This window comes from Paenibacillus sp. GYB003, assembly GCF_036577625.1.
Classification (GTDB): domain Bacteria; phylum Bacillota; class Bacilli; order Paenibacillales; family NBRC-103111; genus Paenibacillus_AB.
Genome location: NZ_JARBDC010000090.1, coordinates 1 through 26,239 on the forward strand (window position 1 = coordinate 1; position 26,239 = coordinate 26,239).

The 26,239-nt window shown below is 59.7% G+C and carries 20 protein-coding genes; 2 read left to right on the forward strand and 18 right to left on the reverse strand.

All coding sequences use genetic code 11. The features are described 5' to 3' along the window. Positions 1–639: 639 nt before the first annotated feature. The 8 genes from PV407_RS28825 to PV407_RS28860 all read right to left on the reverse strand — a co-directional run bounded on the left by PV407_RS28825 (position 640) and on the right by PV407_RS28860 (position 12,083). Entirely contained in the window at positions 640–1,317 is a 678-nt protein-coding gene (locus tag PV407_RS28825) for an XTP/dITP diphosphatase (protein ID WP_332093467.1), read from the reverse strand. Beyond that, positions 1,298–2,059, reverse strand: a complete 762-nt coding sequence (gene rph / locus PV407_RS28830) for a ribonuclease PH (RefSeq protein WP_332093468.1) — start codon at positions 2,057–2,059, stop codon at positions 1,298–1,300. Before rph ends, PV407_RS28825 begins: the two co-directional genes overlap by 20 nt. A gap of 412 nt (positions 2,060–2,471) precedes the next feature. Then, positions 2,472–4,781: a phosphodiester glycosidase family protein gene (locus PV407_RS28835; protein WP_332093469.1), complete on the reverse strand. Its 2,310-nt coding sequence runs from the start codon at positions 4,779–4,781 to the stop codon at positions 2,472–2,474. A gap of 46 nt (positions 4,782–4,827) precedes the next feature. Further along, positions 4,828–6,138, reverse strand: coding sequence for an ABC transporter substrate-binding protein (locus PV407_RS28840; protein WP_332093470.1), 1,311 nt, complete (start codon positions 6,136–6,138; stop codon positions 4,828–4,830). Positions 6,139–6,257: 119 nt separating this feature from the next. Then, positions 6,258–8,792, reverse strand: coding sequence for a phosphodiester glycosidase family protein (locus tag PV407_RS28845; RefSeq protein WP_332093471.1), 2,535 nt, complete (start codon positions 8,790–8,792; stop codon positions 6,258–6,260). A 17-nt stretch (positions 8,793–8,809) separates the two neighbouring features. Then, the gene (locus PV407_RS28850) at positions 8,810–9,580 is read right to left on the reverse strand and encodes a Cof-type HAD-IIB family hydrolase (protein ID WP_332093472.1); all 771 of its coding nucleotides are present in this window, start codon (positions 9,578–9,580) and stop codon (positions 8,810–8,812) included. A gap of 39 nt (positions 9,581–9,619) precedes the next feature. After that, a complete protein-coding gene (locus tag PV407_RS28855; RefSeq protein WP_332093473.1) occupies positions 9,620–10,792 on the reverse strand; it encodes an ROK family transcriptional regulator in 1,173 nt (390 codons plus the stop codon). A gap of 238 nt (positions 10,793–11,030) precedes the next feature. After that, complete coding sequence (locus PV407_RS28860) at positions 11,031–12,083, reverse strand: GerMN domain-containing protein (RefSeq protein ID WP_332093474.1); 1,053 nt, start codon at positions 12,081–12,083, stop codon at positions 11,031–11,033. A gap of 184 nt (positions 12,084–12,267) precedes the next feature. Here PV407_RS28860 and PV407_RS28865 point away from each other — a divergent pair, with 184 nt between their 5' ends. After that, complete coding sequence (locus tag PV407_RS28865) at positions 12,268–12,792, forward strand: phosphatidylglycerophosphatase A family protein (protein ID WP_332093475.1); 525 nt, start codon at positions 12,268–12,270, stop codon at positions 12,790–12,792. A 187-nt stretch (positions 12,793–12,979) separates the two neighbouring features. On the opposite strand, the gene PV407_RS28870 is transcribed toward PV407_RS28865, so the two are convergent. From PV407_RS28870 to PV407_RS28910, 9 genes are all read right to left on the reverse strand, one after another. Further along, positions 12,980–13,747, reverse strand: coding sequence for a dioxygenase family protein (locus tag PV407_RS28870; protein WP_332093476.1), 768 nt, complete (start codon positions 13,745–13,747; stop codon positions 12,980–12,982). Positions 13,748–13,852: 105 nt separating this feature from the next. After that, positions 13,853–14,824, reverse strand: a complete 972-nt coding sequence (locus PV407_RS28875; RefSeq protein WP_332093477.1) for an MBL fold metallo-hydrolase — start codon at positions 14,822–14,824, stop codon at positions 13,853–13,855. Between the two features lie 247 nt (positions 14,825–15,071). Then, complete coding sequence (locus PV407_RS28880) at positions 15,072–16,193, reverse strand: Gfo/Idh/MocA family protein (protein ID WP_332093478.1); 1,122 nt, start codon at positions 16,191–16,193, stop codon at positions 15,072–15,074. 15 nt (positions 16,194–16,208) lie between these two features. Beyond that, positions 16,209–17,066, reverse strand: a complete 858-nt coding sequence (locus PV407_RS28885; RefSeq protein ID WP_332093479.1) for a sugar phosphate isomerase/epimerase family protein — start codon at positions 17,064–17,066, stop codon at positions 16,209–16,211. Positions 17,067–17,217: 151 nt separating this feature from the next. Then, the gene (locus tag PV407_RS28890) at positions 17,218–18,054 is read right to left on the reverse strand and encodes a helix-turn-helix transcriptional regulator (RefSeq protein ID WP_332093480.1); all 837 of its coding nucleotides are present in this window, start codon (positions 18,052–18,054) and stop codon (positions 17,218–17,220) included. Positions 18,055–18,207: 153 nt separating this feature from the next. Beyond that, the gene (locus PV407_RS28895) at positions 18,208–19,794 is read right to left on the reverse strand and encodes a hypothetical protein (RefSeq protein WP_332093481.1); all 1,587 of its coding nucleotides are present in this window, start codon (positions 19,792–19,794) and stop codon (positions 18,208–18,210) included. Between the two features lie 1,411 nt (positions 19,795–21,205). After that, complete coding sequence (locus tag PV407_RS28900; protein ID WP_138877617.1) at positions 21,206–21,430, reverse strand: helix-turn-helix domain-containing protein; 225 nt, start codon at positions 21,428–21,430, stop codon at positions 21,206–21,208. 258 nt (positions 21,431–21,688) lie between these two features. Further along, positions 21,689–22,363 carry a YhcN/YlaJ family sporulation lipoprotein gene (locus PV407_RS28905; protein WP_332093482.1) on the reverse strand — a complete coding sequence of 225 codons (675 nt, stop codon included), beginning with the start codon at positions 22,361–22,363 and terminating at the stop codon, positions 21,689–21,691. Between the two features lie 142 nt (positions 22,364–22,505). Next, the gene (locus PV407_RS28910; protein WP_332093483.1) at positions 22,506–23,303 is read right to left on the reverse strand and encodes a CAP domain-containing protein; all 798 of its coding nucleotides are present in this window, start codon (positions 23,301–23,303) and stop codon (positions 22,506–22,508) included. A 240-nt stretch (positions 23,304–23,543) separates the two neighbouring features. Between PV407_RS28910 and PV407_RS28915 the strand changes: the two genes are divergently transcribed. Then, complete coding sequence (locus PV407_RS28915; RefSeq protein WP_332093484.1) at positions 23,544–24,545, forward strand: ketoacyl-ACP synthase III; 1,002 nt, start codon at positions 23,544–23,546, stop codon at positions 24,543–24,545. A gap of 179 nt (positions 24,546–24,724) precedes the next feature. On the opposite strand, the gene PV407_RS28920 is transcribed toward PV407_RS28915, so the two are convergent. Next, on the reverse strand, positions 24,725–26,071 hold the full coding sequence (locus PV407_RS28920; RefSeq protein ID WP_332093485.1) for an NTTRR-F1 domain: 1,347 nt from the start codon (positions 26,069–26,071) through the stop codon (positions 24,725–24,727). Positions 26,072–26,239 lie beyond the last annotated feature (168 nt).

The following is a 26,239-nucleotide window of genomic DNA, read 5'->3' on the forward strand; positions in this document are numbered from 1 at the left end:
CTACGCCGTGAAACCGTGGTCCCAATTAGACGCAGCACTGCACCGAAAACCGAGTAAGCGGAGTAAAGGCCGACAGAAGAAGGATCCCCCGGTTCCCCGAGAAGTGATGGAAGTGACCGGGGTATGTGTCCGGCAGCCGAAAAAGCGGAACAGGTAATTTGATATAAATCGACCAATATTTGTAAATGGATGATTCCTGCTCGTAAGAGTAGACAGCCTTTTTCAAGTTGTACGGTGAAAAATAATGTCGACAATATCACATTCTTTTTGCTTGCCCTTGTTTTGTTAGCTTTGATGCAACGCTAGTGGAGCTTTTCCCGATAATTCGATACGGCGCCTATAGGAGTGCGAATGAACTGGAGGTTTTCCCGTTCGTCCGATTCCGGTGGCCCGGCTGCATTCGGATACGCGGGAAGTGGAAACGAAAGTCGCGACCCGCTTCATGCAGCCGACGTTTACGAACACCACGGAGCCTAATTCGCAAAAAACGCTTTATTAAGAGCTAACGGTCTCCAATGCATTCGCGTTTGAGCGGCGGCTTGCTCTCGGCAAAGAAAGCATCGCTTTGTCAAATTAAAGCTCCCTTAACGAAAAAAAAGAGGGCGAAAGCCCTCTTTTTTTCGTCAAGGAAGATACCGCCTACTCCGTTTCGGAGCCCGTCGCCGGCGCGCCCGCGATCAGCTCCCGCAGCTTGCGCAGCGCCTGCGCCCGATGGCTGACGGCGTTTTTCGCCTCCAGCGGCAGCTGGGCCAGCGTCGCGCCGTATTCGGGCGCGTAAAACAGCGGGTCGTAGCCGAAGCCGCCGTCGCCGAGCGGCGTATCGACGATGAAGCCGTCGAACGCCCCGTCCGCGAACAGCGGAGGCTTGCCCGGCACGAACAGCGCGAGCGCGCAGACGAAGCGGGCTTTGCTGAGCAGCCGCACTTCCCGCCCGCCGACAACGGCCGCAGCCGGGGTGTCCCCCGCTTCCGCGAGCTTGCCGAGCTCGCCGAGCAGCTTCGCGTTGTTGTCCGCGTCCGTCGCCCCGGCTCCCGCGTACCTGGCCGAATAGACGCCGGGCGCACCGCCCAGCTTGTCCACGCACAAGCCGGAATCGTCGGCGAGCGCCGGCACGCCGAGCCGCTCGGCGACGGTCCTCGCCTTGATGAGCGCGTTGTCCCGGAACGTCTCGCCGTCCTCGACGATATCCGGTATTTGCGGATAATCGTTCAAGCTGCGCACGGCGATGCCGAGAGGCTCGAACAGCGCGGCGAATTCGCGCGCCTTGCCGGCGTTGCGGGTCGCGATTACGACCGGATCATTTGCCGTCAGCCGCACCGGCGTTCCCTCCCACGATGGCGACGAGCGGACCGAGCGCCTCTTTCTGCTTCTCGATCATCGACCGTATGCCGATCTCGGCCGAGGCCAGCAGCGCATCCAGCTCCACGCGCGAGAACGGCGACTCCTCCCCCGTCCCCTGCACCTCCACGAATTTGCCTTCCCCTGTCATGACGACGTTCATATCGACCTTCGCCTGGGAATCTTCCTCGTAGTTCAGGTCGAGGCACACTTGATTTTTCACGATGCCGACGCTGATCGAAGCCAAATAGTCGGCGATCGGCGATTTGCTCAGCTTTTGGCTTTGCAGCAGCTTGTTGACGGCATAGCAGAGCGCGACGAACGCGCCGGTGATCGACGTCGTGCGCGTCCCCCCGTCCGCCTGGATCACGTCGCAGTCGAGCGTAATCGTCCGCTCCCCGAGCGCCTCCAGATGGACGACCGAGCGCAAGGCGCGGCCGATCAGCCGCTGGATTTCCATCGTCCGGCCGCCGAGCTTGCCTTTGGCGGCTTCCCGTTGGTTGCGCACCTGCGTTGCCCGCGGCAGCATCGAATATTCGGCGGTAATCCACCCCCGGCCTTGTCCTTTCATAAAGGGGGGCACCTTCTCTTCGATCGAAGCGGTGCAGATCACTTTCGTATCGCCTACCTCGATCAAAACGGAGCCTTCGGCATGCTTCATATAGTTTGGCGTTATCGTAACGGCCCTTGTTTCCTCGTGTTGTCTTCCGTCGGTTCTCATAGTGCCTCCCGCTCCTCGTTGTCCGAAATGAAACCTCCCTCATTTTACCAAAACCAATAAAGAAAAGAAACCGAATAAGCAACCGCGTCCCGATATCATACCAAGAGCGCGGCGGTTTCGGCAACAAGAGAAACCGCCGGGGAATAAAACGCCGGCGGTGCTATAACGTCTCAAACCGGTCCGACCCCGCTTGCGGCTCCGCAGCTGCCGACGAACCGAGCAATCGTTATCCGAGCCGAATCCGCAGGTTTTGAAGACGTAACGAACTCCCTATCGTTATTTGCGGCAAATCGGATCGTTTTGTTCCACATTCGCTTTCGAGCTTTAGCGAAGGTAACGAACGAAAAAACCGGCCGCATCGGATCGAATCCGATTGCGGCCGGTTGAACGCGACGCGTTGGCCTGTATTCGTTCAGTTCGCCGGGGAGCCTCCTTCGACCGCATATTCGGCGCGGAATTGATCGAAATAAAGGACGCCGGCGTTTTTGTTCGAGGAGCTCGCTTCCTCGACCACGACGTTGCGCACTTTAAGCGGAAAAACGGTGCCTTCCGGCACGTTCGCATAGACGTACCTCCAGCCGGTCCAGTTGATGCCTCCGGAAGCGGTCATGTTCCATATCCGGTTTTTCCCGGTTCCGTCGGTGACGCCCAGTCGGAGGATATGGTTGTTGGCGTCGCCGTACAGCCACACTCCGAAGCGGGCGGGCTTGCCCCCGATTTCCCGCCCCGTTTTGCCGCCGTCGTCGAGGAAGTTGATATAAGCCCCCGACGTGCCGGAAGTTCCGGTGAAATCGTACGTCAGCTTCGCCGAATGATCGCCGAAACGGACCGGGTCGCTTGCGAGCGAAAGCGTCACCGAGCCCGGAACCGTCCTCGCCTCGGACGAGCGTATACGGCCTGCGCTTTCGAAAGGCTCGATCAATGGCGATTTGCCGGCAACAACCGAAGCTTCCGCGGAAACGGTCCCGTAACGCGCCGCGACTTTGCCCGATGCTTCTCCGTAAACGGCGCGCAGTACGCCTTGCCCGGACACGGTTCCGATTCCTCCTTCGACGGACCAATCCAGACGGTCCGGGGAGAGCAGAACCTCATGGCCGGCTTCGTCATAGGCTTTCGCCCGGAGCGCGATCGTACCGCCCGCTTCGACGACGAAGTTATCGGGAAGCAGCGTCAGCCGGGCGATACGGTCGGTTACCGCAATATCGACCGATTGCGAAACGCGGCTCTTATTCGCCCGATCGGCGTTTCCGGGCGTATCGTCCGCTGCCGTAATCCGCCCGGCGGCCGGATTCGCGCCTGCCGTAAACAGACCGGTACGGTCGATCGTGCCGATGCCCGGATCGGCCGTCCAAATCAGATCGCCGGGCGATACGGGGACGGCATTGTAATAACGATCCCACCCTTTCGCATCAAACCGTACGGAGCTTCCGGACAAAATCCGAAGCGGGCCGGACGGGGTAAGCGCGAGCCCGTCCCGATGCTTCGGCTTCGTCGTCGCAAGCACGACGAGCGCGTTGCCGACCGGCCGCTCGTGGCCGTCGGAAGGCCGGTTCAGCAAGCTCGGAACGGCGTCCCCGGGGATGCGGGCGTAATAAGTGGTCGAGCCGCCTCCGTCGATGTTGATCGCCTGCTCCATGCCAAGCGATTGCAGGTAGCGGGCCGCGGCGGGCAGCGACAAGCCGTCGGAAAAACCGGGCTGGCGTCCGTCCACGGCGAAAACGTACAGCTTGCCCTGCTTCGTGGCGAGAATCGTGCGCGGATGCAGCTCGGTATTGTTCGGATCGGAGGCGTCGAGGAGGTCAGCCGGAATTTGCCCGTCTTTCAGCAGCACGAACCCGAGCGTCGAATTGCCGGAGATGACCTGCCGCGCCTCGTTCACGCCTTTGTCGAACGAAATGTCCAGTTTCACCTTCCGGCCCGGAGCCGTATGCTCCCGCACCCAATCCGCTTTCGTCCCCGAAGCGGACAAGACGAGCTTCCCGTCCGAAATCGGCGTATCGGCCGTCTCGCTTACCGATTCGATCGTACCGGTCAGCGTCTGTCCCGCAGTCAGTTTATGATGAGGGTCGGACAAGGCGATAACCGCCTCGACGCCCCCCTCCGGCGTCCGGGTCGAATCCCCGAAACGCGGCGTATAGACGAAAGCGTAATTCGTATGCGAAGCGACCCGGGTCCGATTGATCATATTGATCGACAGCGTTTCGCCGTCGTCCGCCGTCAACGTGGCCGTCATCCGGACCGAATCTTGGAGCCGGACCGACCCGTCCGGCATGACGAGCAGCATCGTTTTGATCGTCGTAGGCGACGTGACGATCTCGCCGTCCGTTATTTGCAGCCCGGACGGTACTCCGACCGCGCTGAAGAAATCGCCGTTGAAGCCGGCCGCCGCATGCATGCCGAGTGACTCCAATTCGCCGATCATGCGGCCTACCGTTTCCTGCTCCGATACTTCGCCCCTCGAAGAGTAGGCGATCAGGCGGATATGAGGATTTTTCGGGTCGATCTCCATCAGGTGCGCGGATTGCTTCAGTCCTTCGCCGGTCATCGTGAAGCTCGTATGCGAAACTCCGGGAGCGGCTTGAAACGAAGCCGTTCCGGAAATCGCGAATCCGCCCGTTTCTTCGGCACGAGCCTGATTTCGTCCGAAATCCGCCGCAAGCGGCAACCATAATGCGGCAAAGACCGACGTTAAAGCGGCGGCGAGACGCCTTCTTTTTCCCATTGCAACCGACCTCCTCGTGCCGTATGACGAAACGGCGATTTCGGCATTATTTCGCGCTTCTCACTTCCTGAATATATTTGTCCGCGTTTTCGCCGGCCGCGCGCAGCGCCGAATTCAAATCCGCGCCGTCGACGATCATGCTCTTCATGGCGTCTCCCAAAAACGAATAAATTTTCGTATCGTATACGGTCGTCGCCGGAATCGATGCCGGCTTCACCTTGAAAACGCCGGACAAGTTTTTCCCGTCGTACAGCTTCGTATCCTTCGCGAATTCGCTTTTCAACTCCGGCTTATTCAGCACGGTCAGGTTGGTTCCCCGGTTCATGATCGTCTGCGACTCGTCGCCGACCATCGCTTCGATGAGCCGGTAGGCCGCTTCTTTATGTTTGCTGGTCGGCGTGACGATCAGCGACTGGAATTCGATTTCCCGACCGATCCCCGGCTTGTCGTCGAACGCGGGATGCGAGACGATGTCCCAGTCGAACGACTGTCCTTGCTCCTCCAGCTGCATAAGACGGCTCGTAATCGCCGCGATCCACGACGGGAACATCGCCATCTTCTGGTCTTTCATGAAATAGTTGATGCCGTACGAATAGTTTTTTTTCGGATCGACGATGCCCGGAATGTCGTAAATGCGCTTCATCATGCTCATGACGCTTTTGTAACCGTCCGTGTCAATGAGCGACTTGCCGAGCTTTTCGTCCACGACCGGGAGCGAGTATCCGCGACCGACCGTTCTCGGGGAACCCGGATCGATGCCGATATACGAGGTGCCGTTTTCGACGCGCGTCACTTTACGGGCCAGCTCGGTAACCTCGCTCCACGTCATCCCGTCCTTCGGATACGGAGCGGCGAATTTGTCGAATATCGTTTTGTTGTAAATGAGCACGCCGTAATTGAGCGTATACGGAATGCCGTACAGCTCGCCGTTTTTGCCGTAGGAGCGGACCGCCTCGATCGCCTTCGGCTCGAAACGGTTCAAGTCCACCTTGCGACGTTTGACGAATTCGTTCAAGTCGGAAACGAGCCCGAGCTGGATTATATCGTTCATGTAATAATGCGTCGTAGCGATCAAATCCGGGACTTCGCCGGCGGCGATCATGTCCTCGAGCTTCCCTTTTTTCTGCTCGATCGTAATGTTCGGAAGCTTCTTTCGAACGGCGCCGAACAGCGCCTCCAAATCTTTTTCGGTATTGATCGCGGCCAAGTGGGAGTAAAGCGTCAACGTCACCGGCTCCGTTACGGCCGGCTCCTCCTCCTTCCCTCCGCTTGCGGGCTGTTCCCCGCCTTGGCCGCACCCGGCCAGCGCAAGCGCCAGAACGAGCGGCAGCCCCGTCCGAAAGCATCGTTTGTTCATAGGTTGATCCTCCTTTTATTAATCAAATGGATTTATTATGTATGCAGCGATCGTACACCCGATTTGTAAGATCCGGATTAGCTCTATGATAATAAATTGTAAATTCATGCATGCGCCGTTCAAAACTCCGGACGTTTTCCGTCGATTCGGAACGTCCAGACGGCCGGAGGAAGAGCCGATGTGCCGTTTTTGTCCGCGGCCTCGATTTTCGCTTCGTATTCCCCATCCGGCAAATCCCGGCTCGGCACGTATTCGACCTGCCCGGTCGAAGGGTCGTACCGGTGATCGGCCAGGGTGCCGTTCAGCCACAGCCGAATCGAAGACGGGTGCACGCCGCTTCCCTCGTCGGTAACGAAAGCGCCGACGGCGGGTCTCCGGTTCGGGCTGGCGGAACCGGGCTCCGGCGTCAGCCGCCGGATCAGCGGACCGTCCACATCTTCCCCCAGGTCCATATACTCCGCGCGAAACAGGTCCAAATAAACGGCGCCGGCGCCTTTGCGCTTCTCGTCCGTCTCCGCGACGGTCAAGGCATGAACCCGGACCGGAAACGCCATCGATTCCGGAACGTCGGCATAAACGTATTTCCAGCCTTTCCAGTGCAGTCCGTCTTTTCCCGCCAAGTCCAGGTCGAACTTGCGGTCCGATCGGTCGATCGCGGTCAGCCGCATCGTATGCCCTCTTCCATCGCCAAACGCCCATAGGCTGAACCGGATCGGCCGCCGGCCGCCGCAATCGGCCAAATCGACGGTATAATCCTCGAAAATAACGGAAGCTTCCGACAATCCCGCCATCCCCGTAAAATCGTACGTCAGCTTTGCGGAAAACGTGCCGTAACGAACGGGCTGCGGACGGGCGGCCGGCGATAGCCGGACGGCGCCCGGCACCGTATTGCGTTCCTGGACGCGCATACGGTCCAGCGTCTCGAAATCGGCGATCGTCCGGGGAAGCAAACCGATGCGAACCGCGGCATGCGCCTTCACGCTTCCGTATGCCGCCGTCACTTTGCCTTCGCCCCCGAGCAAGCGGTCCGCCGCGCGGAAAACGCCGTCCTCCGTCACGGTTCCCGCACAGCCTTCGACGGACCAAACCAGTTGGTCGGCCGAAACGCAAACGTCGCCCCCGCGCTCGTCGCAGGCGGATACGAGCAGTCGGACGGTTCCGCCCGGCTCCAGTACGATTTGGGACGGCTCCAGCTGCAGTCGATGGACGCGATCCGCGACGATGACCGTCTTCTCGCAGCGCACGCTTCCGGAGCGAACGACAACCCGCCCATCTCCCGCATGCGGCCCCGCGATCAACAATCCGGTTCGGTCGAGCCGCCCGATCGTTCCTTCCGCCTCCCAGCTAAGCCGCTCCGGCGAAACGGAAACCGCGTTGCCCGCCGCGTCCCTTCCTTTCGCTTCAAAACGGATTCGGCCGCCGGCCAGCACCCGTACCTCGCCGGCGGGATCGATGACGAACTCCGACAGCTCCGATACCGGGGCCGTACTCGCCAAAAAAAGTCCATTGCCGACGGCCCGCTCGAATCCGTCGGAAGGCCGGTTGCACAAAACCGGTCGGTCCCGGCCGGGACGCCGCACGTAACAGGCGGTCGAGCCGCCCCCGTCGATATTGATCGCGTGCTCCATGCCGATCGATTGCAAATAATACGCCCCTTCGGCGAGCGTAATGCCGTCGGAATGTCCGGGCTGGCGGCCGTCGAACGTGACGAGGTACAGCTTGCCACGGGCGACGGCCAGCATCGTCCTCGGATGCCGGTCGCTGTTCGTCCTGACGGCGGGGTCGAGCAAATGACTCGGCACCTCGCCGTCCTTGAGCAAAACGAAACCGAGCGTCGAGCTCCCCGAGACGACCTGCCGCGCCTCCGATAGTTCGGAATCGAGCGACAGACCGATGCGCACGCGCAGGCCGGGCGTCAAGTTTTTCGCAAGCCAATCCGCCTTCGGGCCGGTCGCGGAAACGACAAGCTCCCCTTCTCCGATCGGCGTATCGGGGCTTTCGCTCATGCGCCGGACGATACCGCCGATGCCGACGCCCAGCCGAATCGACGCGCCGCCCTCGGAAACGGCAATGACCGCTTCCGCGGCATGGGCCGACGTTCGCGTCGACTTGCCGTAACGGAAATTGTACAGCACCGCCTGGCCCCCCTGCTCGCGGCGATGCGCCCGATTGATCGCGTCGATCGGCAAAATTAAACCGCTTTCATTTGTAAGCAGAGCGTTCATCGCGACCGATTCCTTCAGCTTTACGTTCCCGTCCGGCATAACGGCCAGCAGCGTCTTCGTGACGTTCGGCGCGGTGTATACTTCGCCGTCCGCGATTTGCAACCCGGACGGAACGCCGGCATAGCTGAAAAAATCGCCGTTGACGCCGGCGACGATCCGCTTCCCCGCCGCCTCCAATTCGGCGAGCATGCCGCCTACCGTCTCGAGCCTCGACACGGTACCGCCGGAAGAATAAACTTCCGCCCGAACGTACGGATCGGCGGGATCCGCTTCGATAATGTGCACCGATTGCAGCATATCCCGTCCGACAACCGTGCGGGCCGTATGCACAATTCCGGGAGCGACCCGATTAACCGTCTCCCGCCTGACCTCCCACGAGCCCGCTTCCTTCGCTTTCTCCATCCCGTGCGGTTCTATGCTGGCATTCATCCGATTCCGCCTCCCGACTATGCATGCATGGCGGACGTTTCGTCCGCTTCCAGCCCGAACAAATACCGCCGAATCGCTTTGGCCACCCCGTCCCGATCGTTCGTATCGGTCAGCTTGTCGGCTGCCCGCTTCAGCTCGTCGTCCGCGTTCCCCATCGCCACTCCGAGCCCGGACGCCTGAATGAGACGCAGATCGTTCAGGTTGTCGCCGATCGCCATCACGTCGCCGATGTCGATGCCGAGCAGCCCGCATACGGCTCGGACGCCGGTTTCCTTCGATATGCCCTTCGGGGAAATTTCCATATTGACCGGCGCGGACCGGGTCACCTCGACCGTTCCCCAGCTTTCGACCGTTTCCCGGAGCCGCCGAATGACGGCGACGTCGTCGTGGCGAATGCCGAACTTCATCCAGTCGCGCGCGAACATCTCCTCCGTCCAATTCCGTTTGCTGGTCAAGCTTTCCGTGCTGTAGCCCCAAAACCAAGCGCCCGCGTCCGCGGCCAGCTTATGCAGCCTGCGAACGTCGTCATGGCCGAGCACATGGCGCTCCAGCAGCTCGCCGGGACTTTTCCAAACTTCCGCCCCGTTGACGAGCACCATCGGCGAATCCAGCCGCAGCTCCTCCCAAAACGATTTGGCCGTCTGCGTCCCCCGTCCCGTGGCGAAAATGACCGTAACGCCGTTGTCCGCCGCGTAACGGATCCAATGCCGCGTTTGCTTCGACACGCTGTTGTCTCCCGTCAGCGTCGTCCCGTCCAAATCCAGCGCGAGCAAGCGATAATTGGGCAAGCTATTCTCCTCCCGTCCCGCCATCCCGTCGAAACAGCGTCATCGGTAAACGTGCAAGCTTTCGATCGGAATGTCGAAATAATGGTTCATGACAAGCCCGCAAGCCGTTACCGACTCGTCGGGCGTTTCCGGCAAATGGATCATATGCACCCCTCTGCACGATTCGGGCACGCATTCCCGGATAAACTTGCGCAGTTCCGGGAGCAGAAACGATTGCATCGTATCGGTCAGCTTTCCGGTCAGCAGCAAATGGTCCGGATTGAAAATCGTCACGAGGTTGCCGACCGCCCGGCCGATCGCATCGACCATCTCGCCCCACATCGCGACCGCCTCCGGCTCGTTCGCGCTTACCCGCTCGCGCAGCTCCTCCACGGTCAAACCGCCGTGACGTTTGAGCGAGCTCGTCGAAGCGACGGTCGTCAAGCAGCCCTTCCCCCCGCAATGGCATGACCTCGCCCGTTCGCCGGATATCGCCTTGTAATGTCCGAATTCGCCGGCCACATGGGTCGAGCCGGTCACCAGCTGTTTGTTCAAAACGATCGCTCCGCCGATGCCGTAATCGAATTTCAGCGTAATATTGTGCTGCGAGCCTGCCAAATGTCCCCTTAAATTTTCGACGATGGAGAGCAGGTTGGCGTCGTTTTCCACATAAACGGGCAGTCCGTATTTCCGCTCCAGCCGTTCGCCTACGGGAAACATTCTCCATCCGAGCCCCGCGGAGTAGATGACGACGCCCTGCTTCGAATCGACCATCCCTTGAATGCTGCAGCCGATTCCCATCAGCCGGAGCGGGTCGGGCAAATGCTTCATCAGCTCGTCGATCACTTTGCATATGTACTCCAAAGGCTGCTCCGCGCCTTTATAAACCGGAACATGCTCGGTCGCCTGCTTAACGAGATTGTTATGGAAATCGACGAGCGATCCGCGAATGTATTTGGTCGCCACCTCGATGCCGATCGCGTACATGCGCGTGCCGTTCACGACGAGAGGAACCGGCTTCCGTCCGCCGCCCCGCGTCACCGGCTCCATCTCCAGAACGATGTCTTCGTTCAGAAGCCGGTTCACGATATTGGTGATCGTCTGCTGCGTCAATCCGGTTTTCTCGGCGAGCTCCACGCGGGATATCGGGCCTTCCATATATATGAGCCGCAAAACCTTTTGCTGGTTGATCGATTTCAACAGTTGGTTGCTTGTCGTTTTCTCCGGAGGCACGTCGAGAAGCCCCTTTCCGCTGCGGCAGCCGTCCTTAATCAGGTAGTCGGGCTTCGTTCCGTCAACTTAATAAAATCATTTGATTAACTGTATCATAAACGAGATGGCGCGGCGATGCAACCGTTTTCGCCGATTCGTACGAAACTTTTCGCACATAAAAAGAAGCGCCGCCCGGCGGACCCGCAGTCCGCGAAACGGCGCTTCCTTATAGGGGGCGTACGTTGCGTTTCGATGCGCGTTACAGCTTGACGGCGTTCACGTCGCTCGGGCGGGATACCGGCTTGCTGTAGCTTTGGTTGTCGGTCGAGCTCACTTTGACGTCGCCGCCGACCATAATTTGCACCTTCGCGTCGCTCGCAAGCTCCGTCAGCGACAGAACGACCGACTGCAGCGCCTCGCCCGGCGCCTTGCGGTCCGGACCGAGCAGCTTATCCGAGAAGTTGACGGTAATGACGCCGTTCGCCGACTCGATTTTCGGCACTTCGACGGTTGAGTTCATGACCGAGAACAGGGCGCCGTTTTTCGGTCCGGCGATCAGCTGCTCGACGGTCGCCGTCGCCTTGTCTTCGGTCCGTTTGACCATCCGCGTGACCGGAACGTAATACGATTCGCGCGCGTCCGTCTGTCCGAGGAAATAAAGGGTGACCGGCGTCGTCTGTCCGAAGTCCGTCCCGTCCGCCTTTTCCAGATTGATGCCCATGGCGCGGCTGAGCGCTCCGTTGATCGGCAGGCGTCCTTTCGGCATTTCCTTGAGCGGCTTGCCTTCGACCCAGATGACGACTTCGTTCACGTTCGGAAATCCGGTCAGCGCCCACGTCACCGCCTCCACGACTTTTCGCTCGTCCGCTTCGTTGTAACCCGCGAATTCTTTGGAGAAATCGACCGTGGCCGTCTTTTTGTCGGCGTTGATGTCCAGCCCTTTCACGGTCGTCCCTTTCGGCAGCACGCCTTTGAAGCCGGACGGCGACAGCGCCTCGCCCGGGCCGCCTTCGACCATGTACTCCAGCGTCGTCCGCGCCACCGATACCGTATTTTTCGGAATTTGCACCGTGACGGGGGTGACGTAGTTGTTTTTGTCTTTCATATACATCGTCACTTTCGGGCCCGTCTGCACGCTCGCGCCGGTCGGAACCGCTTCTCCGGCCGTTCCCGTCTTGCCGTTTTGTCCGGCCACGTTTTGCGGCGGATCGATTTCCTGGCTTTCCTTCGTCTGGAGCAGCGAGCAGCCGGACGCAAGGACGACGGTGACCCCGGCTATGGCAGCCCATTTGGTCCATTTGGTCAATCTCATAGGAATCCTCCTCTTCGTATCTTGTACTACTATGTATACGAGCCTGTCACCGATTTATAACCGCGAAAAGCCGCACTTTCGTACCGGGCGAAGCGGCGTCCGCGCGTAAGCCGCGCCCGTGATGAAATCGGGGCGCTTGGGCAACAATGTAGGGAGGCGCATTTACCGAAACGGAGGTATCGACGTGGACTACAGTTTGGATAGCGGGAAAGTGGCGGAGGCGACCGAGCGTCTGCTGCGGCAACGGGGCGTGGACAAACGGGAAATCGGGGAGCTCGTTCTGTTTTTGCAGCGGGACTATTATCCCGAGCTGACGATCGAGGAATGCCTCGAGTCGGTTGAAAGAGTGCTGTCCAAACGCGAGGTGCAAAACGCGATCTTGACCGGCATTCAGCTGGACATGCTCGCGGAGGAGGGCAAGCTGCTGCCGCCGCTGCAGGAAATCGTGTTCAACGACGAAGGGCTGTACGGCTGCGACGAAGTGCTGTCGCTGGCGATCGTCAACGTTTACGGCAGCATCGGCTATACGAACTTCGGCTATATCGACAAAACGAAGCCCGGTATTTTGAAGCGGCTCAACGAGAAAAACGGCAAGGACGTCCATACGTTTCTCGACGATATCGTCGGGGCGCTGGCGGCCGCGGCGAGCAGCCGTATCGCCCATCGGAAGCAGGCGGCGAAGGAGAGCGGGACTTCGGGCATGGATTGACAAACCGAACCGACTCGGCCGGGACGGTTAACGAATCGAGGCATTCCGATCAGCGCGAAAACGATCGCTTTTCAGAGGCTAACGAATCGACGCATCGCTATCGGGCCGACTGTAAAAAACAAAGCCCTCCCGCTACCGGACCGGACTTGAGCGTTGCCGGGGAGCGGCGAGGGCATTGTCTCGACCGTCAAAACTTCAGGCACAAGTAGCTGAGCGTTCCCATATCGTAGCTGCGATGAATGACTTCCGGCTTCCGCCCGGGATCGCCGCTTCCCATCGCGATGAACAGCGGCACGAAATGCTCCGCCCGCGGCACGGCGAGACGCCCGTGTGGCGCTTTGTCCGCGAAGTCGAACAGCGACTCGGTGTCCCCTTGCCCGATCTTCTCGATCAGCCAGTCGTCGAATTCGACGGCCCACGGCTCGGGCGTCTTTTGCCCCCACTTGATGATGCGCAAATTGTGCACGGTGACGCCGCTGCCGATGACGAGGATGTCCTCCTCGCCGAGACGGCGGAGCGCTTCGCCGATGCGGTATTGCTCCGCCGGCTCCGCGTAAGGATTGACCGATGCTTGCACGACGGGAATGTCGGCGTCCGGATACATCCGGTGCAGCAGCGTCCACGAGCCGTGGTCGAGTCCGCGCGACGTATCTTCGGCGACCTCGATGCCCCCGCCGCGCAGCCGGTCCTTCACGACGCCGGCCACGATCGAGGAGCCGCGGGCCGGATAACGGATCCGGTACAGCTCGTCCGGAAAGCCGCCGAAATCGTAAATCGTGTCGTACGCGTCGTCCGACGACGATACGGTCGTTACCGGCCGCTCCCAGTGAGCGGTGAAAATGACGATCGCCTTCGGCTTGATCGAACGTCCGAGCTCGGCCAAAAACCGGGTGTAGTCGGTTTGCTCGATGGCGAGCATCGGCGAGCCGTGCGCCAAAAACAACGATGGAACCATGCGAAGTTCCTCCATTCCCTAGTAACTTACTTTATGTAAGTTAGTATAACGGAATAACCGACTTACGTCAAGTGAAACGGATCCGCAAGGAGCATTCCGCCTTCGTCACTTGACGTACATCGTCGCTTCTTCGCTCTCGATCTCCTTGATCCGGCCGCCGTTGCGCAAGCAGATCAGATGCGCGATCGTTTCCGACAGCGCGAAGCGAAGCTGGTGAATCGACAGCCGGTTGCCGAAATAAGCGATGCACAGCTCGAAGGCCGAACGCGGCTCGGTCAACGCCGCCTCCATCGCGGCCAGCCGCTCTTCGTGATGGCGCACGATTTCGGCCGCCCGCGCGCCGAAGCCGCGAAACGGCTCGCGATGTCCGGGGTACGCCAGCTCGACGTTCAGCCCGCCAACTTCCTTCAGGCTGCGCATGTACGAGCTCAGCGGATCTTCGTCGAAGCCCGGGATGTATCCGACGTTCGGCGTTATTTGCGGCAGCACGTGGTCCCCGCAAAACAGCTCCGCCCGCTCCTCGTCGTAAAAGCACAAATGACCGGCGGCATGCCCCGGCGTGACGATCGGCCGGCAGGTCCGGTCTCCGATCGAAAATAGGTTGTCCGGATCGATCGCGGTCAATTCCGGCTGCGGCGAAACTTGCGGCATAAAGCCCGTCATATGATCCGTCATTTTCTCCAGCGTCGCCTCGTCCATGCCGTGCCGGCGGAACAGCGCGAGCAGCGTCCCGCTCATCGTCTCGCCTTCGCCCCATAAGGCGCGCGCCTGCTCGGCGCCGACTTTCGATAGATGCACCTTCGCGCCCGATCGCTGCTGAAACCAGCCGCTGAGCCCGTAATGGTCGGGATGATGGTGCGTCAGGACGATGCCGTCCAGCGCCGTGATCGGCAGGTCGAACTGCTTCATCGCGGCTTCCCACAGCCGCTCCGCCTCCTCCGTATGCAGGCCGGGATCGATCAGCGTCCAGCCGCCGCCCGAGCGGACGACGTAGCTGTTCACCCAGCGCAGCGGAAACGGCAGCGGCACTTTGATTTGGATCAGCGTTTCGGTTATCGGATTAAACGGTTTGATCACGGTTATGGTCCTCTCCTCGCGTAATACAGACGATTATACCACTCGGCACGGGCCGGAAAAAGCCGACCGAAAGCCTTTCGGCGACGGGCGTTCGCGCTTTGGCGGCAGGTTGCTTCTCCGCAGCGGGAAATAGCCGTGATAGCGGCCGCTCCGTCCGTAAGCCGCTTCCCGCCGGCCACCCTCCATGATAGCGGAAAGGAAAAAACATTCCCGAGGCGCACCCGGGAATGTTTCCGTATCGAACCCGTTATTTTTTGTAGCGCGAAGTGGCGATCCGTTCCTGCAGCAGCGCATGGAACCGGTCTTCGTCGAGCGGCAGATCGGCCCAGCCGTCCGTCCACGCCGACATGTACATCGCGTTCGACAGCGAAAGTCCGCGAATGCCTTCCTGTCCCGGCGCCACGAGCGGCGTTCCTTTCAAAATCGCGTCGACCCAGTTTTGCGTAACCGCTTTGTGGCCGTTCGGGCTCGCCGCGACCGGCACGTCGATTTTCCAGCATTCGGGCTGGGCGAAGCCGGCTTTCGCGTTCCGGTTGAATTCCGGCTCCGGCACGCGCAACCGCCAAAACGTCAGCTTGTTGTCCTCGATGACGACTTTGCCGCGGTCGCCGGTAATTTCGTACCGGTTCGTTCCCGGCGTTTCGCCAACCGTCGTAATAAATACGCCGGTCGCCCCGTTCGGATATTCGACGTAAGCGGTAACCTCGTCCTCGACCTCGATGTCCCGGTATTTGCCGAAGGAGCAAAAAGCGCGCACGCGCGTCGGCAGCATGCCGACGGTCCATTGCCACAGGTCGAGCTGGTGCGGACACTGGTTCAGCAGCACGCCGCCGCCTTCGCCGGCCCACGTGGCCCGCCAATTGCCCGAATCGTAGTAGCTTTGCGTCCGGTACCACGTCGTAATGATCCAGTTCGTCCGGCGAATTTCGCCGAGCTCGCCGCTGGCGATCAAATCCTTCAGCTTGATGTAAAGCGGATTCGTCCGCTGGTTGAACATCATCGCGAACTTGACGTCGCTTTTTTCCGCCGCTTTGTTCATCTCCCGCACCTGCTTCGTGTAAACGCCGGCCGGCTTTTCGCACAGCACGTGGATGCCGCGCGCAAACGCCTTCATCGACGTGCCCGGATGGTCGAAGTGCAGGTTGCAAATCATGATCGCATCCACTTCGCCCGAATCCAGCATGGCGTCCACCGTTTCGAACGTATGCAGCTGCTCGCCGAACTGCTCCTTCGCCCAGCGCAGCCGGTCCGCGCTGATGTCGCATACCGCGGCCAGCTTTGCGCCCGCCACTTCCCCCGCCGCGATATATTTCGCGTGGGACGTTCCCATATTGCCGATTCCGACGATGCCGATCCGTACTACGCTCATGTTCGTCCGCTCCTTCTACAATAGCGATTTGATATAGTCGAGATTTTGCGCCAGCAGCTCCTCGGACGGCGCCGACAAGCTGAAATCTTCGAAGCTGAGCCAGCCGTCGTAGCCGACGCTTTTCAAGTCCGCGATCACCTGCGCCCAATCGGCGAAGCCTTCGCGCATGGGCGCCGAGACGGTTCTCCATGCCGTCCGTCCCGCAGGCGCTCCTTCCGGGCTGACCGCGCGTTCCCAGACGGCGTTTTTGATATGCACGTGCGCCAAATAGTCGCCGAGCACCTCGAGCCCCATCCGGTACTGCTCGTAACCTTCGTACACCATATTCCCCGGGTCGAAAATGACGCCGATCCGCGCCGGATCGAAGCCGTCCACCAGCCGTCGGGCGAGCCCGGCGCTCGGGGCGATAAAGTTCATATGCATTTCGACGAGGCCTTTGACGCCGTAGCGGCCGGCCAGCTCCTGCACGCCTTCCAAATAGGCGCGCGCTTCCGCCAGCAGCTCCCCGTACGGGCGGGTCCGGTTGTAGCCCGGCACGGCGATGCGGATGGAGGGCGCGCCGAGCTTGACGGCAATGCGCATGTCCCGTTCGGCGGCGGCCAAATCGCCGACTTTCAAATAGCATCCCAAATTCGGTACGGCGAGGCCCGCTTCGTCGGTCAAACGGCGCAAGCGCTCCAAATGCCCGTCCGTCGATCCGACGTCGACCGTACACCGGTTGTTCCCCCAAAACGACGGCTTCTCCTCGATCCGGCCGCGATCGACGGCCGCGACGCGCCACTCGACGCCGTCGTAGCCGTGCTTGTGCAGCAGCGCTACGGCTTCCTCCGGCGAATATTCCGGCAGCATGGCCGTAAAAACGGCGAATTTCAATCTGGACACTCCCTTGTCCGACCGCGCGCGAAACCAAACGATCGCGCAGCGTCGTCTCTTTTCCACTCATCCTACCATAAAGGAGTGCCGGTCTCTTTACCCTCGTTGCCGTATCGGTTCGGGTCTGTTGACTGTCGTTGGCATATGCGCTTCACGTGAATGCGGCTTGCTTCCGGAACTGCTCGGGCGTGCAGCCGACCCGGCTTTTGAACATGCGCGTAAAATGCGATGGATGCTTGAAGCCGACTTTATAGCAAACGTCGGTGACGGACATATCGCGGTCGAGCACGAAATGGATTTTCGACTGGTTGATTCGCCGGTGGTATACATAGTCGAAGATCGTCGCGCCCGTCACTTCCTTGAACAGCTTGGACAAATAATATTTGTTCAGATGAAGCCGCTCCTCGAGCTGCTCCAAATGCAAATCCTCGTGGTAATGCTCTTCCACGAAATCGATGATGTTTTGCGCATGGCGCTCTTTGTCGGACGGAAACACCGGCGGCGCATCGGACGATTGGCAGCGTTCGTAGACGAGCAGCATCAGGTCGAGAAAGGCGACGATAAGCCGGTCCCGCGACAGCGCGCCGTCCTCGAACGACAGTCTGCACATCTTTTCCAGCATCGCCTCGACTTCGATCCGGGCCGTCCCTTCCAGATGGAGGCGAACGTTTTTCATTTCGTAAAACGGCTGCAGCACGTTGATGGCGAACGGCGCTTCGGTAAAAGGCTTGATGAAGGCGGGATCGAAGTGCACGATCGTCCGCCGGTACGGGACGCTCGTGTCGACGTTCGGGCAGTGCAGCGTCATGCCGTGCATCAGGATCAAATCGCCGGGCGACAGCACGAATATTTTGTCGCCGATCAAATAGTTCGCTTTGCCGCCGTGGAAATAGTAAAGCTCGAAATGGGTGTGCGAGTGGAACTTCATGCTGGTGCCATTTTCGCTGTAATGGGCTTCCAATGGCCGTATATGGAATGGCGGTCTCACCGGGCTCCCCCTAACGATCGTTGTCGGTCGCAAGCAGCTTGCTTCTTCCGGTTCAAGTGTAGCACGGACGCCGCCCGCGCATAAAGCGAAAAAAAAAGCGCCCGGTCGGATCCCGTAAGGCGATCCCGGGCGATCCGGTCCGCTGCAGGCGGATTATCGGGCTGCGGCAAGCCGGTCGGCGCTGACCGCGTATATCCATTTGCCGTCGGAGGACGTTCCGAGCAGTCCGCTTTGCGGCGTCAAGTTCGGGTACAGCTTGCGGCTTTGGCCGCTGTCCGCGTCGAACGCATAGATGTGGCGCACGGCGCCCCTGGCCGGGTCCTCGTATCCGGCATACACGAACGTATGGCCGTCCCCCAGCCAATGAACCGGGTAGCCGCTCAATCCGGCAGGATCGCCGCTTACCTTGTTGTCACCTTTATAAAGGCCCCCGTTCGCGTACATCCGGTACGCGCCGTCGGCGGAAGCCGTAAACCAGGACCACGTGCCGACGCCCTCCGGAACGTCCCACGTCCCGATATCGCCCGTTTTCCAATCGTATTGATGGCGGATCTCGTTAAAGCCGTCCGATTTGTACATCCACGTATAAATCCGGCGGCCGTCATCGTAGAACGAAACCGGCACCGGCACGCTGTCGTTCACCATGTTGATCCCGGTCCGGCCGGTCAGCGCTTTCGGAAACCGGCGTTCCTTGCCGCTTTCCAGGTCGTACAGCACGAGATCGAGGTCGCTTACGTGCCGCTCGGACGGACCGACCGCGGCGACGACCGTTTTGCGGTCGCGGCTGAACTCGGCGCCGTGCACGTAGCCGTCCAGCTTGACCTTGTACGCGTCCTTGCTGCCGGAAATGCCCGGGACGTCCGTCCCGGCGTACATAAATCCGCGTTTGTCGACGGTAAACGTCCCTTCTCCGATATAGTTCGTATAGAGACGGAACGGGACATGTTCGATTTTGTTCGCCGTCGCGTCGTAGAGCGAATAAACCGGGACCGAATAGGCGTCGCATTCGCAATAGTGAGTCGGCCGCGTAAGCAGCCAATACCGGCCGTCGCCGCCGAGCGGCTGCATGCCGTATGGCACTTCGAGCGACGTCAGCTTCTCCGCCGTTTTGCCGTCGGGAGAAAGCCGCCACAGCTGTCCCGGGGCTTCCACGACTACGCCGAAATCGACATGCTCGTTGATTTCCGCCCCGTTCTTCGTCTTGGCGCCGGCGAGCCGTACCGTATAATGCCGGCTTGCCGGCTGAACGGCGTCTTCCGCGGCTAGCAGCAGCTCGATTCGCAGCTCCCGGTCCGAAGCCCAAGCGAACTTGAACTTGCCGCTTACGTTCGCATTGCCGGGGATGGCGGCGTTGGCCGAAACGATCGCCTGCTCGACCGACGCCCGGTCCATCGCCTCGTCGAACTTGACGAGGAACGTTTGCTTGGACGGCGGCACGAGCGTTCGCCCCGGCGCCCGGATCCGCGGATCGCCCTCGAACGTAATCGTGTACGGGCCGGCCGGATCGGGATTCGATGAGCCGGGGCTTTCCGCGCCGGGCGCCACTTCCGGCGAGCCGCCGCCGTCCGGCCCGGAAGGCGCGCCGGCTGCCGGCGGCGGAACCTGCTCCGAACGGCCGTCCGCTCCGGCGGCTCCTGCGCCGGCCTCGCCGGTCTCGCCCGCTTCGTTCGGCTTCTCCGTGCATCCCGTCGTAAAGCCGACGAGCAGCGCCAGCAAGCAGGCGGCGATGCGTCGCTTCATATCGCTTCAGCTCTCTTTCCGTTTTTTCGCTTCTGCCCTTTTTGACGATTGGCGAAGGCAAAAAGTTACGATTTCGTCGCGCCCGGTTTTTCGAACTTCTGCGGCACTATAACATCTCAAACCGATCCGTCAATGCTTGCGGCTCAATTGCCGCTAACGAACCTGGCAATCGTGATCGGGGCCGAGTGCGGAGGTTTTGATGAAGAAACGAACTCCTTATCGCGATTTCCGGCAAAACGGGTCGTTTTTGTTCCACTTTCGGCTCGATCACGATGTCCGGATTCGTTAGCTGCCGCCCCGGATTCCGGCCCCATCGACGTATTCGAGGATGAGCGCAAACCGTCGGCTTCGCAAACGCAACGGACGCCACGACGCTTATTTCGCGAGAATCGGCCGTTTTCCGATCGTAACGGACAACACCTGCGCTTATTGGCTCCGAACCGCCGGCCAAAAGGGGGTTTTTCGCCCAATAGCTGCGCCTGTGAGTCTGTCGATTTAATGCGGACAGATCAATCCCCCCATCCTTATCGGTCTTCAAATCGATTTTTTTGAATGGCGTTAGTTTACAATCTCAAAAAAAATCGATTTGGAGGCAAATGAGGAGCATGAACGGAAACCATCCACAATTAATCGACGGCCTACCTGTGTCCGTTAGAAAAAAAAGATGCCGAAATGAGGCTTATTAGCGCCGCCATGTCCGTTTGACACGTGGAACTTGAGACCCGTCCCGCAGCCGCCCCCCTCGCCCCTTGCTCGTCCCCCGCTCCAACTCCCGACGACGCCGGCGCGGTCATATTGAGCCGGTATCGCCGTTTCCCGCCGTCGGCAGCAGGAAACCCGCTCCGGCTTTGGCGTTAAGGTCGGGACGGACGGTTTTTTTTGCGCAAACCGAACCTTTTTTGCAAGCCGAAACGGCAGCGGAGGGGAACGAGATGGAAATGCTCCCGTTATTTTCGGTTGTTTCCCGTTTCCGGGCAAAACAACGGGAAAACGTCCCGCTAAAATCGTACAAACCGCGCTTTTCATCGATACAGGACCATTATAACTGGAGCTTCTCCCGGTATTTCGACACGATGCCTATACGAGAGCGAGTGAACAGGAGGTTTTCCAGTTCGTTCGATACTCGATTCCAACCATCCGGCAGGTGTAGGATACGTCGGACGTTTAGACAAAAGTCGCCGCTCGCTCCATGCTTTAGCGTTTTTTTCGTTTACAAAACGGCTAGGAGACGTCACGCTCTTTGAGAGGCGCAGCTCGTGTTTTGGCGGCAGCTTGTTGGGTACAGAAAGCCGCGTTCGCTTCGGTGCTTTAGCGAAAGCAATCTTCCTGCAGCGTTTAAAAAAAACTTCCTCCCAGCCGTAAAAGATTACGGTTGTGGAAGGAAGTTTCGGCTCGCCGAATCCGGCTGCATTCAAATCTTTAGTTCCCCAAGCTTGATCAACTCGACAACCGCCTGCGATCGACCTTTCACGTTCAGCTTTTGCATGACGTTCGAGATATGGTTGCGCACGGTCTTTTCACTGATAAACAGCTGCCCAGCGATGTCTTTCGTTGTCTTGTCTTGCACGAGCAGTTCAAAGACTTCGCGTTCACGGTTGGTCAAAAGAAATTTGTTTTTGTGGTCGTTGCCCTTCAATATCGCCACCCCTCCTTGCTTGGGTTTTGTATATGTTACAAGGTGTAGGGATACAGTCAACTCCATGATATGAGCGGGTCGGCGCTTTGGTGCGAAGGCGCATAAAAATGGGCGACGCGGCCGCCCCGCATTCGAATGGCGACGATAGTCGGGCTGAAAGATTGCAAATCTATATCTATCGATTACAATGCTAAGCCGCAAAAAAGAGGCCGGCCGAATCGTCGGCCGACCGTTTCTTTGCCAAGCTTGCTTCCGCCTTTACCGAGCCGTATTGGTCGGGAAGATGCGCTGCACCATCGTATTGAATTCCCCGATAAATCCCGATACCGGCTTGCCGGCGTTCAAATCGTTCACATAGCTGTTCGCTCTGCCCACGAAGTCGGGGTTGGCCGAAACGTAGACGTTGCGGATGTTCGGTCGAGCAGACTGTACGTGCTGGGTAATTTTCGCTTTCACGTCGCCCGCGTTTTCCAAATCGCGGCCGTCCTTCGTCGTTACGGCGACATAGGCGTTCTGATCGGTCAGCAGCACGTTCGCCGTCTTGACGGGATCGATGGCCGTCAATTGATTGGCGACGTCTTGGGCCGATTCCATCCGGGTATTCGCATGCGGTCCGGTTACAGCGTCCGCCGCGCCGGTTCCCCCTTTGTAGTCGCTCCATCGATTGACGCCGTCCTGATCGAAGCCGGTCGGCCCGTTGTCGCGGTTCAATCCTCGTCTCAGGCTGTCGCCGTCCCGAATCGCGCCGGGGTCGGCGCCCCGGTACCCGTCCAGACCGAGTCTCATATCGGCATCGTTCCCGAGCGGGCGGTAATTTTTCGTCTTCACGCCGTCGTTCGTTCCGGACGTTTCATGCCGGGCGTTCGCGCAGCCGGTTGCCGCGGCGGCGACAAGAGAAGCGAGAAGCGCCAGCCGGATCGTTTTCGTAACCAAAATCGTCTCAGCTCCCGTCGTTAAGAAAATGAAAATAGCCGAACACCTTTAGGATGCTCGGCTATCCGGCCCGTCATGCGACGCGGAAAGCTGCGATCGATTGGCCGCGCCCCCAACTTATGCCGGGTCATTGTGCGGTACGCTATCTCGCAATAAACTGCTGCGTAACGATTTTGCCGCATTTTCCTCCGTCGACGATCCCGACGCCGATATGCGTAAACGTCGGATTAAGAATGTTTTCGCGGTGCCCCGGCGAGTTCATCAGCGTCTCGTGCGCGCCCTGCACCGTCTGGTTGCAGGCGATATTTTCCCCCGCGCTCGAATACGAAATGTTGAACTGGCTCATCATTTCGAAGGGCGAACCGTAGGTCGGCGACTGGTGGGAAAAATAGTTATGCTCCGCCATGTCTTCGCTTTTCAGCCTGGCGACCTCCGACAACGGAGCGTCGACGGTCAGCGGGGACAAGCTCGCCTCCTGCCGCGCCTTGTTGACGAGTTCGACCATTTGCAGCTCTTCCGGACTGATTTGTTCCGGAGGCTCCGGAGCCGGGTTCGGCTTCGGTGCCGGAGTCGGCGCAGGCGCGGGCGCAGGAGTTTGCTTCGGGCGGGGCCGCTGCGGCGCCGGGACCGGGGGCGCCCGCTTCGGCAGCTTTGCGCTGGCGTACGCCCACAATATCGATTCCAGCGTCTTATCGTCGACCGACCCGGTTGCGGTCAAGCCGTATTTTTGCTGAAACCGCTTCACGGCCGCTTCCGTCTCCGAGCCGTAGTATCCGGTAATCGTGCCGTTGAAATAGCCGAGCGACTTCAGCATGCCCTGAACGGCGAACACATCGGGCCCTTTGGCCCCTTTTCCGAACGCATTCGCCTGAACCGCGGCGCCGAACAGCAAAACGAGCGCGGCCGTCATTAGCAGAAGAAGCTTTTTGCAGCTCTTCATCCGTACATACCTCCATGACTGCACGTTCTTTTACCCCTAATATGCCAAAACGGGCAATCCGCTATTCGCTTCGTTCGTTCCCGATTCGAAGGGATTTCGAATCGAAAGGTTGACAAACGGGCGAAGCGGATGTATTGTTTCCATAACAGCATATTAGTACCTGGTACTAATACTAGGCATAAAAAAATGCTCATTCGGGCGGTGCGGCCCATTCATTCCATCCGTCGAGGAGGCGTACGCATGCAGCGTGAAACGACTTTGTACAGTGCCGCGATTACGGCAATCGGAGGCTACGTTCCGGAAAAAGTGTTAACGAACGACGATTTGTCCAAGATGGTGGAAACGAACGATACGTGGATCGTCGAACGGACCGGCATTCGCGAAAGACGCATTGCCGGGGAAAACGAATATACGAGCGACCTGTGCTTTGCCGCCGTCGAAAACATGCTGTCCCGTTATCCGGTCACGGTACGCGACGCGGATCTGATTCTCGTGGCGACGCATACGCCGGACTATCCGTTTCCGTCCGTGGCGTGTCAAGTGCAGGCCAGGTTCGGCATCGAGGCGGCCGGGGCGGTCGATTTGAACGCCACCTGCGCCGGCTTCGTGTACGGCGTTCATATGGCGGCCGGCCTGATTCGCGCCGGATTGCACCGCAAAGCGCTCGTCATCGGAGCGGATCTGCTGTCGCGAACGACCGACTACACGGACAGATCCACCTGCATTTTATTCGGGGACGGCGCCGGAGCCGTACTGGTGGAGCAGGGCGGAAGCGACGAGGAGCACCGCTTTTTGGCCTCTCATTCGGGATCCGACGGAACCGGGGGCAAGCATGTTTACCGGACGGGCATGCGCTCCGATATGTTCGGCGAGCCGCTGCGCGATACGAAGCTGATCGTTCAGAACGGAGGGGCCGTGTACAAATGGGCGGTGCAAACGGTGCCGCAAGGGATGCGCGCTTTGCTGGAGAAAGCCGGCCTCGATTCGGGGGCGATCGATTGGTTTGTGCCGCACAGCGCCAATTTGCGCATGGTCGAATCGATATGCGAGAAGAGCGGCGTTCCGATCGACAAAACGTTGTACAGCATGGTCCGCTACGGCAACACGTCGGCGGCGTCGATTCCGCTCGCATTATCCGACGCAGCGGCGGACGGCAGACTGCGGCCCGGGCAAACGCTGCTGCTGTACGGCTTCGGAGGCGGGCTTACGCATGCGGGACTCCTTGTGCGTTGGACGATATAAGGATGTAACGGTCGAAAATAACGGGCTTTGGAGACTTATTAAAGGCGCCGGAAGTCCGGTTCTCGGTCGTTTCACAACGTTTCTCCGAGAATACGAGCTTCTACGGTCAACCGAAAAAAAGCAGCCTGGCGGCAAATGCCGTCGGACTGCTTTTTCGATATATAACCCGCTTTGCCGCATTATACGATCGTAATGCCGGCGCTGGCGTATCCGATCACCGTATTGGCGACTCCTTGCGTAATCGAGAATACCATCAACAGCCGATCTTCCGGGGATACCGAAAGGGCGAAGCCCGACGCGCTGTCGGTGACGAACGTCCCGAGCGCCAGTACGGCGGGAAGCGGCATTGATACCGTTACAGCCGTCGGAGTGAAAACGTTGCTCGGCGGCCCCGTGGAAATCCATAGTGTCGCGATTACGGAAACGTCCCCGACAAGCGCCAGCGAAGCCGTATTGCTGAACGAAGCGGCAATCGACGTAACGACGCCCGCACGGGGTACCGTGAACGCATAATCGATCGGCAAGCCGCCGATGGTGCCCGACAGATCGATCGTTCCGCCCGCCACGCTGATTCCGGACGCACTGCTGCCGAAGCCGACGACGCTGCTCGTGCCGATAAGCGGATCCAGCAGGGACGTCATCGTGACAGGACCGGCCGATGCAAACGGAATGATCGCGCCCGAGCCCGTCGCTCCCGTTTCGCCGGTCGCACCGGTTACTCCCGTAGCACCCGTGGCTCCGGTTGCTCCCGTCGCTCCCGTTACACCGGGCGCTCCCGGCTCTCCCGTCGCTCCCGTGGCTCCCGTTACACCGGGCGCTCCCGGTTCTCCCGTCGCTCCGGTTGCTCCCGACGCTCCCGTTACACCGGGCGCTCCCGGTTCTCCCGTCGCTCCGGTTGCTCCCGTTACACCGGGCGCTCCCGGTTCTCCCGTCGCTCCGGTTGCTCCCGTCGCCCCCGTTACACCGGGCGCTCCCGGTTCTCCCGTCGCTCCCGTCGCTCCCGTGGCCCCTGTCGGCCCGGTTGCTCCCGTTTCACCGGTAGCGCCGGTACCGCTGTACTCGCTATACGTCAGCTGTACGTTGTCGATAAATACGTCGCTGGAGCCCGGCGTTTCGATTTTATTGAAAACAAGCAGCCCCTGCGTCGCGCCGGGCGGTACCGTGACAATCGGATACACGGTCAGCCATTCGCCGTCCAGACCGTTCGGAAGCCGGCCCGGCATTATTTCTTCGACCGCGCTGTAGCCGAGAAAGTTGAATGCATCGTCGTAATAGCTGATCGTTACGAGCACAAGCGGATTCGGACCCGCTCCGGCCGTCGCCAGCGATGCGATCAAAGCCAGCTCTTCCCCCGGCGCGACCGGAACGAGCTGGGCCAAAACGGCGTCGACGTTTCCGCCCTGCAAGCTCGCGGCATAAAAGCCGGTATGCACCGCGGTCGTCGTAATGCCGGCATTAAGCGTCAGCCAAGGGTCGATCGAGCCGGTTTCGAAATCGCCGTTAACTATAAGATTGTTATGATGCATGCCGTATGGACTCCTTTCCATCGAGGTTCGTATGCTTTCAACCGGACTGCCTGTGAACGAAGCCGGAATGAAATGCATGTACTACATTATGAAGGTTCGTCCTCGATGGAACGGGCGTTTTACAAAAAAAGGGAAGTACCTACGGGCACGCGTCTTTTATCCGAAAAT